This window comes from Caldimonas brevitalea (assembly GCF_001017435.1).
GTDB classification, from domain to species: domain Bacteria; phylum Pseudomonadota; class Gammaproteobacteria; order Burkholderiales; family Burkholderiaceae_C; genus Caldimonas; species Caldimonas brevitalea.
This window is the reverse complement of record NZ_CP011371.1, coordinates 4,781,745-4,793,858: the sequence shown is the minus strand read 5'-3', so window position 1 is coordinate 4,793,858 and position 12,114 is coordinate 4,781,745. Positions and strand designations below refer to the sequence as shown.

Genomic DNA, 12,114 nt, shown 5'->3' with positions numbered 1-12,114 from the left:
CGCGGAGTCGTAAGCTTCCCCTCGACGTAGACACCTGAATCTGGAGAATGCGGCCTCGAATAGGAAGACGAGGACCGATGAGAAAGAGCAAGTTCAGCGAGAGCCAGATCGTGGCGATCCTGAAGGAAAGCGAGGCGGGCGTCGCGGTGGCCGAGCTATGCCGCAAGCACGGAGTCAGCGCCGCGACGTACTACAGCTGGAAGAGCAAGTACGCGGGAGCAACGGTCAGCGATCTGACGCGCATGCGCGAGTTGGAAGTCGAGAACGCAAAGCTCAAGCGCATGTACGCGGAGCAGGCGCTGGAGATCGCGGCGATGAAGGACGTGCTGTCGCGAAAGTGGTGACGCCGTCTGCGAAGCGGCAGGTGGTGCAAGTCATGACCGACGAGCACCACGTGCCGGTCAAACAGGCCTGCGCACTGGTGGGCCTGTCGCGGGCGGCGTACTACCGCAAGCCTGTCCACGGTCCGATGCGCGACGGGGAGGTGATTCAGGCGCTGAACGACGTTGTCGGGCGCAATGGCCGCTGGGGCTTCTGGAAGTGCTACCAGCGGCTGCGCCTGGATGGGCGGGCGTGGAACCACAAGAGGGTATGGCGCGTGTACTCATCCCCCTGCACGCAAGCCACTGCCGCCGCACCTGCCGCGCGAGACGGTCCGCCACGAGCCGGCCTGCAGCTGCAGCGAGTGCGGCGTAGAGCTGCGCTACGTCGGCGAGGACGTGGCCGAGGTGCTGGAGCTGGTGCCGCAGCGCTTCAAGGTCGGGCGGCATGTGCGGCCGAAGTACTCCTGCCCGCGGTGCCAGACCCTGGTCCAGATGCCGGCACCGAGTCGCCCGATCGCTCGCGGCCTGGCCGGCGTGAACCTGCTGGCACACGTGCTGGTCAGCAAGTTCGCTGACCACCTCCCCCTGTACCGGCAGAGCGAGATCTACGCCCGCGAGGGCGTGGAGCTGGAGCGCTCGACGTTGGCCGACTGGGTCGGCAGCGCCTCGCGCCTGCTGGAGCCGTTGATGGACGCGCTGCAGCAGTACGTACTCAGCGCCGAGAAGCTGCACGCCGACGACACCTCGGTGGCCGTGCTCGCGCCGGGCAAGGGACGCACGAAGACCGGGCGGCTGTGGGCCTACGTGCGGGACGAGCGACCGATGGGCAGCCAGGCACCACCCGCGGTGTGGTTCCAATACTCGCCCGACCGCAAGGGCGAGCGGCCACAAGAGCACCTGAAGCGCTTCAACGGCATCCTGCAGGCCGACGGCTATGCGGGCTTCGAGGCACTGTGTGAGCAAGGCCGGGTGGTCGAGGCAGCCTGCTGGGCGCATGCGCGGCGCAAGTTCTTCGACCTACACCAGGCGACGAAGTCGCCGCAGGCCCACGAGGCATTGCGGCGCATCGGCGAGCTGTATGAGGTCGAGCGGCACATTCGTGGCCGCCCGCCCGAGGAAAGGTGGCGCGTGCGGCAGGAGCATGCCGTGCCGAAGCTGCAGGCGCTGCGGGGATGGCTGGACGGAGTGCTGGCCGGCACCTCATCGAAGTCAGAACTCGCCCGGGCGATTCGCTGCTCGCTGGGTCGCTGGCCTGCGCTGGTGCGCTACGCGCAGGACGGGCGGGTGGAGATCGATAACAACGCGGCCGAGCGCGAAATCCGCGCCGTGGCCCTAGGCAGGAAAAACTGGTTATTCGCCGGATCGGACGCGGGCGGTGAGCGCGCCGCAACGCTTTATAGTCTCATCGGAACGGCCAAACTGAACGGGCTGGATCCGCAGGCGTACCTCGCGCATGTGCTGGAACACATCGGCGAGCACCGCGTAGACCGTGTGGCGGAGCTGCTGCCGTGGAACGTCGCGAGCCTGCTGGACCGCGGCGCCGTCGAGGAACTGCAGGCGGCCTGATGTCAAGGCGTGAGCCGGCGACGCTTACCGTGTACTGCGAGATGGGATTGAACCTGCCGCGGCGAACGAAAAAGCGTGTGCCACAGCGAGAGCGCGTGCCGCTGCAGGCGGGCCAGTACATCAATCAAGGCTGGGCGCTGGACTTTATGCACGACGCCCTGTACGACGGCAGACGCTTCAGGACACTGAACGTCATCGACGAGGCCAACCGAGAGGCGCTGGCCATCGAGGTCGGCACCTCTATTCCGGCCAGGCGGCTGATTCGCACGCTCAGCCGCTTGATGGAGTGGTACGGCACGCCAGACTCGATTCGCTTGGATAACGGGCCGGAGATGACCTCCCAGGCGTTCACCGAGTGGGCTGCTGTCAAGGGTATCGCGCTGCGCTTCATCGAGCCCGGCGAGCCCAATCAGAATGCCTACATCGAGCGCTTCAACCGCACGTACCGCACCGAGGTACTCGACGCCTACCTGTTCAGGTCCATCGAGCAGGTGCAGCACATTACCGAGGAATGGCTGCTCGAATACAACGAGCGCCGACCTCACGATGCCCTGGGAGGGCTGCCGCCGCGGCAGTTCCTGCCCAGGATCACAACCGCCGCAGACTCTAGTTCTGGAATGTCTACTTGACGGGGGAGCTTACGCAACCGCTGCGTACCAGTCATCGGCGGCGGCACGTCGAACGGCGGCAACGGGTCGGGACGCGACGGCCACTCTTTTCGCAAACTAAGCATCAGCCGGCACGTTCCTGTTTTTCGTTTGTCCTTGCTACAGCAAGCGGGGTGGAAAACCGCTCTCTGCGGCCTTCGCGTAAGTCCGCGTCACCAAACGACTTCTGCGTAGGCCAGACCGAAAAAGTTGCCCTACTTTTTAGAGAAGAGAGAGGAAAAGAGAGTCCAACCGGGCCAAAAACGGCGGGGAAGGGCGAAGGCGTGGCCTACGCAGAATGGCCCGGAACCGCGCGCCGCTGCGGAACGCCCAAAGCAAAACGCCCAACCGAGAGGGTTGGGCGTTGTGTTCTGGTGCAGGAGAAGGAGGCTACGGCGAACTTTCCTCTCAAGCTCCTGCGGGTTCCCGCGGGCCGCCGAGGGGCGCGCAGCGACTGGGGCGCGAGTGGCTGGTGGTGCAGTCCAACGCCAGTGCAAACCGTCCTTTGCAGCTCGCGCGGGCGCCTGCGATGATAGAAGTGTATGCAAGCAATGCCGAACCATGCCCAAGAGGAAACCAAACCGTGACCCTGATCACTCCTCCTGCGCTGCCAGCTGCTGATTGACCGCGGCCTTGCTCTTAATGACCTTGAGCACCAGGTTGTCGAGCGCAGCCACTTCCAACAGGTAGCCGGGACGCTTCGGATGTGGGGTAATCACGCCCCACACGTACATGCGCAGGTAGTGCCCGCGCGCAGTCGCCTTTTCAAGCCGTTGCCTCATCAATGCCCCACCGCGGAATCGGTCCACCCGGGACAGCGGCAGTTCAATCGTCAAGGTGCGGGCCTCCTGGTTCAACTCAAATCGCTCGCAGGCGTCGATGAAGTTGATGTAGGCGAACTTTGGCTTGTCTTGCGGCCACAGCTTCACGCGGGCGCCGCCACATACGACACGGGCCCCGTTTTCGTGGGGCTCGACCAGCCGGATCGGGAGGACGGCTTGGTAGTAGGTAACACGCTCCCCCTTGTTGAGAGTGATGTGCTCCTGCTTTCTCGCCTCGACGTCAAGCTGGGCCCAGCAATCAATGAAGCGCTCCAGTTTGGAGGTCGTCGTAACGCCACCATGGTCCCGAGGACCCCGCTGGTGGCCGGGTTCTTCCTCCGACTCCGGTTTTTCGATTGAATTCGGCACCGGCGCGCTGACACTGCCACTCGGCGTGTCAAACTCTGGCGGATCGAAGAAATCGACGAAGTCGCTGCCCTTGGCCCGGGGCGTGCGCCCGTGCGGCTCCTGCGGATCGACAGGCTCTGCCTTCTGCCGCTTGCGCTCGCCAACGACCCACACGCAGTCATCGAGATGCGGGTGATTGTTCAGCGCTCGATAGTGAGGCTGCACATAGCGCTCCGTCTCCTCGACAACCTTGTCGTAGTTGACGCCGCTGACAAGCACCTGAGGTTTGCGTGAGATCCGACACCGCACGTCGGAGCACCGGAAGGTGAATCGCCGCCGGCTTTCCAACGGGAGCGCGATGAACTCCTCCCTCGCCTCGTAGATGTCCACGACCCGGTCCAGCTCTTCGCAATAGGCTTCCAGAATCTGCACGTCGCCTCCCTTGGCGAGAACACTGGATAAATATACACGGTCGAGCCTCCGACTTGCGCGGCTGCCTCAGCGTCGCGGCGCTGACATACCCGCTCGGCGACGCGGGGCGCCCGTCGTTAGATCGTGTGACCGGTGGCTGGTAGAAGGATGCCGGGGGGAACGCCGTATCAAGAGTCGGCTCGCGATGCGGACGAATACAAACAGGAGCGTCGGGCGGGGTGAGAGGCAGAGCCGATCTGTACGTGGCGCCCGCCCTCTCGACTCGGCCTAAGGGGGGCCGCGCCCCGAGCAGACGCCGCCTACTTGTTTACAGTGGCTCGGCCGGTGCTTCCAAAAGCAGGTCGCCCGTCTCCGCAGGGCACTTCCCCTCGCTGTGGCAGCGGCGCAGCAAGCGGTCCCGGCACATCATGATGCCTTGCGCATCCGACCGGTCTACCTCACCGTGTTCTTCGATGTGTCGCGTGACCTGCTCCTCCCATTCGAGAAACTCTTCGGACTCCGGTTTTAACGGCAGCGGCTTGATGCCGTTGATTTTCCTTCCCGGTAGCTTCGCCATCGTTGGTCCTCTCACTGTGCGTTGGTTGATGTGGGACATGATGGCTCTCGTTCCCCAAAAGGTGTCGCAGACCGGCCTCGTCCTAGCGGACGGGGCGATCGGAAGCCGGAAGGCAGTTAAGGAGCTGCGCAAGCGAGCAGTTATTTCGGGTACTCAATCGCGCCCAGCTGGACCTTCGCCCCAGAAAGTAAACCTTCATCTTGCACCTGGACGGATACCCTTCTCCAGCCTTGTCCGGCTCATCCAGCAGCCTTCGGAGAATGCCGCGGCGAGTTGCCGTAGCGGGCTCGCGCTCTGGATTTCTTGTTGGTGATGCGTGCTGCGTTTGCGCATTCGCGGCACCAATGGCCCTGCCGGATGGTTGACAAGGCCGCGTGCCACATGTGACCCCGGTGGCACACCCACGTCAGCTTGGTTGCCGCGTTGACGTAGGTGTCCGACAAGCACTGCCCACCCCGAGCGCGCGCTGCTTCGTGCGCGGCTTCGATGCCGAGGCGTTTGCTTTCCTTGCTGCACTCGTAACACCACGAGCCGTTGACGATATTGCCGCCAGCGGCCTCCCATCGATGAGCTTGGCCGCAGCGGAATCGGTATCGACCCCGGGTTCCGATGTAGGCGGCGCTCTCGCAGCAGCCTCCCTTGGCGGCGGCGATGGTCTGTAGGCGCTCAAGCCCATCAGGCAGCCGGTAGGAAAGCCGCCTGTCCTCCAGCGCGCACAGGCGGCACCAGCTACCGCGTATGACTTCACCGCCGACCGCATCCCATTTGTGCCCTGCCGAGCAACGGAATCGGTAGCGCTGATGCCACCCCTCGTAGCGCTTGCTGAGGCAGCGCCCACCTTTGTCGGCTGCAGCCCGTTTCAACCGGTCCAGACCGTCATGCAACCGCTTTCCGGCATTCGCTGCCGCTTTCACACACTCCGGGCACCGGAGCAAGCCTTCCTTCTTCAACCCATGCCGAGGGGCGCGCAGCCATTCGTGGCCACAGGAGCAACTGAACCTGTAGGGCGTCATGACCCCTTCCCACTTGGAGGAAAGGCACACCACGCCGTCACGTACGGCCGCGCGGCGCAGTTCCTCGAGCTGGGCGTCGGCGTGGCATTGCAGACACCTCGCGATCTGCCGAAGAACGCCCGAAGGAAGAGCGGGTACAACGTGACCGTTGCTGCAAACAAAACGGTGGGGGACGTGCCACCCTGACCATGCTTCATCGAGGCAGATCCAGCCCATCTCGTTCGCGCTCGTCCGCAGCTTCTTGCTGCGATCCAATACGGGATGAGGCTGCCGCAGCGAGCCCACCGGTGCGCGCTGCTTTTTGGCCGTCTTGCTTGGCTGCGTCATGCTCGTGTCCGGACTGCTCCGGTAGGTCTGCCCAAACGATGGCGGTGCTGAGCGGGACAAAGCCGTCACTCGGCGTCGGGGGGCGATTGATCCAGGCACATGGTCTTCTTCAGGATGCGAGCCGGCTTGCTGCGTTTCGCCTGCATACGCTCTTGCCACGCCTCCTGCTCGCACTGGCGGCACCACGCGCCCGCAAACACCTGCTTGGTCACCGCCATCCATTCGTGGCCGCGGGCACAGCGCCAGCGGTAGCGCCTGGCGCCGATGTACTGCTCCGACAAGCAAGTGCCCCCGCGAGCCCGAGCCAAATCCTGCATCGCAGCAAACAGGTGCTCCTTGCGGTGGTCCAGGTGCTCGCGCTGCGTCTGCTGGTCGGACGCGGTTCGCTGCGGGGGGCGGCGCTTCCTGGGCGCTGGCACGCCCTCTGGGCCAGGCTGGAGCCTGAGGTCCCGGCACACCGCGCACCAGTTGCCCTTCAGCACCGATTTGCCGTCCGCCGTCCACGCGTGGCCATGGTGGCATTGGAAGCGGTAGGGCGCCCGCATTCCGAGGTATTCGTCACTGAGGCATTTGCCCATCCGCTCCAGCGCCACTTCGCGCAGTCTGTCTAAGTTCTCGTGGTTGTACTTTGCCGCTCTCATGCACCGCGAGCAGTGGGGGCGTGTAGCACAGTTGTCGCCGCGTCGCAGCCATTCGTGGCCATGAGCGCAACGGAAGCGGTACTTGTGCTCGCAGCCCAGCCACTGCGTGTCCAGGCACCTGTTGCCGGCGGCCTGGGCCGCGCGGTGTATGGCCGCCATACGATCCGGCGCGTCGGGGCGTTGGCTTGCTTTCGTCATGAGGCACAGTCTTCCGGGAACAAGGGGTTGCGGTGACCTGCTGTCGCAGAGCCGAGCCAGGAAGGTGGCCCGCTCAGTCGCCTGCGACCTGCATCCTGGTGATGGCTTGTTATTCCCGCACGTGTCGTCTCAATCCGGCAATCGCCACCAATATGGTCGCGCGACGTGAAACTCCTCTAGTTTCAAGTCCTGCGGTAACTGCTCAACATAATCATAATCGCCGAATTCGTCGGGAATATCAAATCCTGCGCCGCAGTCGCCGTCCAGAAGAAGAACGCCGGCAGTAATCAGCTGCTTCCGAGAGGCTTTCACAACGTCCTCTACGGTCATGCCTGGTTCAAAAATCCCTCGGTACTTCCCCCCGTACGGCTTCCGGCACCACATCCGTTTGACGATGAGCCCTTGATCTACCACCACGACCAGGGCGCCATCCCAGAAATAGTATCTGCTCAACCCGTACCCTGCCGGCTCTGCCTCCAACGTCAAGAACCCCTCCGCTCTAGCTTCCTCTATTGCTGGCAGCAGGCATTCGCCGATTCGCACACCCCCGATTGACTCTCCGGAGATGATCTCTGCGTTTATATCCATTTCAGTTCACCAATACGCCATCAACATAGACAGGAGAATCGTTGATCAGGTCGTAGTTCTTAAATGGACCATGAGCAATACGACCAAGCACCGTTTTCTCGCTCTGGCTATCAATTCTCAGCACCTTCCAGTAATCGACTCCGTGCAACTTCCCGTCAGGATTGTAGTCAAGCCGATATTCTGTGCCGCTCTTGGTCGTTCTAGTGTAGTAGACGTGCTGCGTCTTTGGGGTACCTTGGAAGGGGTAACTCTTCACCCAGCCTTTTGACTGCAAATGCGCGTCCACATCGTTCGGCGTTTGACCGGTAAGACGGTCAACCCATCGACGAGCAATAGCGTCGGCACGCTTGAAGGCCTTCGACCTGGTGGGACAACCAGAAAGTCCCATCGGATCGATCCAAGTCGCCGGATTGGAAACGTACCGGTGTGTGGCAATCCCCCCAGCAGGCCCCAGTGGGTCGAGGCTGGCGTACTGTCCTGATGATGGATCGTAATATCGGTTCAGGTTGTAAAACAGCCCGGACTCTTCATCCTCCCACTGATTCGCAAACCGCAGCTCCACGTCGATCGCCGGATCATTCGCCGCCGGCCGGTAGCTCTCGGCGAACTGTGATGAGAACGCAGTGTCGTTGTCCTTGACATGACTGCGACCCAGGTGCCCCCAGGTCTTCAGCTGCCCGGTCCACAGCAGGTCACCGTGGTTGTCCAGCAGTTCACGCGGTGAGCCGTTGAGGTCGCTGACGACGTGGACCAGCTGCGTCTGCCCGCCGCGGGCCTGAAGCACCGCCAGGGGCGCGAAGGTGCCGGGCTCGAAATGCCACTCCTGCACTTCTTCAGTGCTGCGAGCCACTGGTGCCTCTGTGCTGCCGTCGGCATACACCTTCCACTGTGCCGCTACCGTCGCGCCGTCCCAAAGGTATTCAGCTTCCCGCAGCGTTCGCCTGCCGCGACCGGTGTTGGGCGGGGAAACGCTCTCACAACGTTTGCCGCGCCGACGCCCGAAGACATCGTAGACATAGCGCCAGCGCTGTCCATCGGGCGTCGTGATCGTCACCAATCGGTCGAAGGCGTCCCACTGGAACTGCCAAGTCCGCGGCCTGAAGCCCTTGCGTTGTTCCGTGCGGCGGATCATTCGTCCGCAGGCGTCCCATTCGTATCGATGCGGCCCTGCCTGCGTCACCGTGTCGGCGGCGTACCGCAGCGGGGTGCGATCCTGTTCGGCGAGGTTGCCGAGCGGGTCGTATCGGAATTCCTCTCGCGACAGGCTCTGCGACGCCCGCAGGGTCGACGGGCCGTCGGATAGCCGATGCTGTCCCACCACCTCCTGGTGGGCCGGGTCGTACTCGGCCACCCGGATCTGGTCGCGCGCGTCTAGCTGCCATCGAACGCTGCCGAAACGGCCGTCGTCGATTCCGGTCAGGCGGTCGTGCTGCCAGTGGTAGCGGCGGACGACGGTGTCGGCTACCGCCGTCGTACCCGCGACGCGTTGCTGCTGGATGCGACCCAGCTTGTCGTGCGTCTGCTGCAACAGGAAGCGCGGTCCACCATGGCTCGGCTTCCCGATGTGCTGCTTCAGCGGTGCACTCGACCGCTGCACCTCCCTGCCCAGCACGTCGCGATCGAAATAGACCGTCCCGTGGGCGGTATGCAGCTCCTTCAGCAGGCCCAGCGCGTCGTGTTCATAGCGGGTTTCGCCGAGCGGCCCGTGCCGCGCGACCAGGCGGCCGTGATCGTCATAGCGATACTGCACACGTCGGCATTCGCCGTCTTCGCCGCACCGATGCGCCTCCTCGACGAGCCGATCGGCCTCGTCGTATGTCAGGCTCAAGGAACTCTCAAGCACGTCCTCGCGCCACACCTGGGCCTCGGCGAGGCGGTCGCGCTCGTCGTAGCGGTACTCGTTGCGCACACCCGGGCCCCCAATACGGCACAGGTGACCGGCTTCATCCCATTCGTAGCGCAGCTCGACGCCGTCCGGTGCCACTCGGCTCACCGGTCGGCCGACAACGTCGTGCCGCCAGAGGGTGCGTCGCCCGGCGTAGTCGATTTGCTCGAACAGTCGGCCTGCGGCGTCATAGCGCCACCGCCAGCGTTGCCCGCGTGCGTTGGTCAACTCCACCAGCCGGGCCTGGCGGCCGTAGCGGTAGTGGGTGGTGAAGCCGAGTGCGTCCGTGTGAGCGGTGAGCAGGTCGAACGCGCCCCAGTGCCACTGCTGGGCATGACCGAGGGGGTCGACCCGCTCCGCCAGCATCCCTTCACGCGTGTAGCGTTGATGAATGACCGCGCCGTCCGCGAAGACCACCCGTGCAGGCTGGAGGTGACCGTCAAGGCGGGGAGCGTCGTCGTCTTCGGGCGCTGGGTCGAACTCGTAGTGTGTCGTCGCGCCTGCCGCATCGGTCTGCCAGTCCATTCGCCCGAGGCGATCCTGACGCCAACTGGTGTGGCCTCCGTTGGTTACCGTGCGACCGCAGGGGCGGCGATGCTCGTCGTAGTGGTGCTGCACCACGCCGCCATCGGGCAGGTGCTCATACCGCAGCCACCCGCGTGCGTCGTACTCGTAGCGCACCGTGCCGCCATCGTGGCTTGTCTCTGCGCTCAACCGGCCGGCATCGTCGTAGCCCTGGCAGGCCACGCGGCCATGCACGTCGGTGACCTGCATCAGCCGCCCTTCGGCGTCGTATTCCAGCTTGCTCGGGCGCCCTCGATGGTCAACGACGCTGGTCAGCCGGCCTGCTTCGTCGTACTCGTATCGCGTGACCCGGCCCAAGGCATCAGTTCGGCTCAGCACGCGATGGTGGCGGTCCCATCCGGTCAGCGTTGAGTTGCCCAGCGCATCGCGCATGCAGGTCACCAGCCCCTCGTCGTTGTACTCGTAGGTTGTGCAGGTCGGCTCTTCGTCGGGTTCCGTTGGCTCCCACTCCCACACCTGAGTCACCTGGCCCTGAACGTCATACACGAAGCGGGCGCTCAGCACGTCACCGGGCGTCAGCACCTCCACGACCCGATCGCCGTCATAGGTCAACTGGACGCGCGTCTCGCTGTCGTCGTTCCAGCCGACGATCCGATGTTCGTCGTCGTACTGGTAGGCGAACCGGCCGCTGTTCAAGCTGGCGGCGCGAATCAGTCGGCCTTGTTCGTCGTGCCGGTAGCGCACCAGCTCGACCGCGACACGATCGGGCTCGTGAAGCCAGGCGCTTTGCAGACAGCCGCGCTCCCACATCAGCTCGACATGCCAGCCGTCGCTATGCCGGATGGCGGTGAGCCGCTCTTCGGCGGGGACGGACACGTCGGGCTGGTAGACGAATTCGCACCGGTTGCCGCTGGCGTCGCTGTAGCCGCTCAGGCGCGCCCGCAAGCCTCGCCACTCGAAATGCGTGCGCAAGCCGCTGTCATGGTCATGCAAAACCGGCTCCCCCCGCGTGCCGCGCAGGATGAGTTGCGGCGCGCGAAGGTGCTCGGCTTCGAGCAATTCATCCGGCGTGTCGAAGGTGTAGACCACGCCGTCGTCGGCGTGATAGTCGATCGTCGTGCTGTCCTCATCCGTGCGGCGCAGGCTCACGCTCCAACTGTCGAGCCAGCGGGGGCCGAACAGCCCCGACGGCGGCTCGCCAGCGAACGCTCGCCGGCTTGCATAGTCGCGCCGCAACTCCAGCGGCAGCACGCCGGGGATGTGGATGTCGGTGCGCCAGTCCACGAATTCGCCAGTGGCCACGTCCACGGGGTCGCCGGCCCGGGTGCAATTGACGGGTGACCGGCCGCAAGCTTGCGCCGACCGGGTCCTGTTGCCCAGGGCCGCCGCCACCTTCCCCATCGGAAGAAAGCCGATCCAATCCGCTGCCACACGAGCCCACACCGGGATATCGGGGGCCGGCTGCGCGCACGCGGCCGTCGTCTGGTCCACGAAGACGCTGTCGCGCCCCTGATCGACCACGGCGCCGCACAGCAGCTTGTGCCCCACGCGTGCCATCGGCAAGCCGTTGACGAAGATCGTCTCGCTGCCTTCGACGATCGGCTGCGGGCTGCTTTCCTTGCTGCAAGCGGCCACATCGGTCATGCGGGCCGCCGGCCGCCCTTCGATGAACACGTCGGAGGAGCCTTTGATGATGGGTCCTGTCCGTGTTCCCATCTTCGCGGCAGCGGCACCGATCGCGCCGCCGACCAGTCCGCCAACGAATCCCCCTGCTGCAGCCGCACCGATGAGGGCCACGGCGGCTGCGCCGCCAGTGGCGACGATCAAGGCGCCTACCGCAACTGCCGCCAGCGCGCCGACCACGACACTGGCAAGGAAGCCAGCGAACGCGTGCGAGTGCGCCACCTGGTCGCCCACAGTAGCCGGGTGCGGTCCGCCGCCTCCGATGCGGCGCATGCCGAACGCCTCCATGGCGTCCGCGGCCAACTCGTCGGCATGGGTCTTCTCCGCCACCCAGGCGCCCGCATAGCCCCCACCGATCGCAGCACCGTAGGCGGCGAGTCCCACCCATCCGCCCTTTGCGGCGATGCCCGCCCCAACGGCCATCGAGCCATAGTGAGAGACGGTGGCGATCTGCTCACCGCGCTCCAGCGCTTTGTCGTCCCCCACCTCGGTGCGGGCCTGCTGCTGTACTTGCGCGATGCGCTGCTCGGCGGTCATCTCCATGTCGGCGGGCTTTCTGTC

General features: G+C 64.6%; 7 protein-coding genes and 2 pseudogenes. 3 read left to right on the top strand and 6 right to left on the bottom strand.

Annotated features, from left to right (window positions below; translation table 11 throughout):
* Nucleotides 1–77 precede the first annotated feature (77 nt).
* The 3 genes and pseudogenes from AAW51_RS20205 to AAW51_RS20195 all read left to right on the top strand — a co-directional run.
* Complete coding sequence (locus AAW51_RS20205; protein ID WP_047196044.1) at nt 78–344, top strand: transposase; 267 nt, start codon at nt 78–80, stop codon at nt 342–344.
* A gap of 264 nt (nt 345–608) precedes the next feature.
* A pseudogene (gene tnpC / locus AAW51_RS20200) lies at nt 609–1,889 on the top strand (IS66 family transposase); the annotation flags it as partial.
* A 29-nt stretch (nt 1,890–1,918) separates the two neighbouring features.
* A pseudogene (locus AAW51_RS20195) lies at nt 1,919–2,518 on the top strand (integrase core domain-containing protein); the annotation flags it as partial.
* A gap of 611 nt (nt 2,519–3,129) precedes the next feature.
* On the opposite strand, the gene AAW51_RS28420 reads toward AAW51_RS20195, so the two are convergent.
* The 6 genes from AAW51_RS28420 to AAW51_RS20170 form a co-directional block, all read right to left on the bottom strand.
* Complete coding sequence (locus AAW51_RS28420; protein WP_053013792.1) at nt 3,130–4,137, bottom strand: hypothetical protein; 1,008 nt, start codon at nt 4,135–4,137, stop codon at nt 3,130–3,132.
* Between the two features lie 307 nt (nt 4,138–4,444).
* Nucleotides 4,445–4,732 carry a hypothetical protein gene (locus AAW51_RS20185; RefSeq protein ID WP_157359973.1) on the bottom strand — a complete coding sequence of 96 codons (288 nt, stop codon included), beginning with the start codon at nt 4,730–4,732 and terminating at the stop codon, nt 4,445–4,447.
* 200 nt (nt 4,733–4,932) lie between these two features.
* Entirely contained in the window at nt 4,933–6,033 is a 1,101-nt protein-coding gene (locus AAW51_RS30100; protein WP_157359972.1) for a hypothetical protein, read from the bottom strand.
* 65 nt (nt 6,034–6,098) lie between these two features.
* Nucleotides 6,099–6,872 (bottom strand): hypothetical protein, encoded by a 774-nt coding sequence (locus AAW51_RS20180; protein ID WP_157359971.1) that lies wholly within the window; start codon nt 6,870–6,872, stop codon nt 6,099–6,101.
* A gap of 129 nt (nt 6,873–7,001) precedes the next feature.
* A complete protein-coding gene (locus AAW51_RS20175; RefSeq protein ID WP_047196041.1) occupies nt 7,002–7,460 on the bottom strand; it encodes a hypothetical protein in 459 nt (152 codons plus the stop codon).
* A gap of 1 nt (nt 7,461) precedes the next feature.
* Nucleotides 7,462–12,096: a PAAR domain-containing protein gene (locus AAW51_RS20170; protein ID WP_047196040.1), complete on the bottom strand. Its 4,635-nt coding sequence runs from the start codon at nt 12,094–12,096 to the stop codon at nt 7,462–7,464.
* Nucleotides 12,097–12,114: the final 18 nt, after the last annotated feature.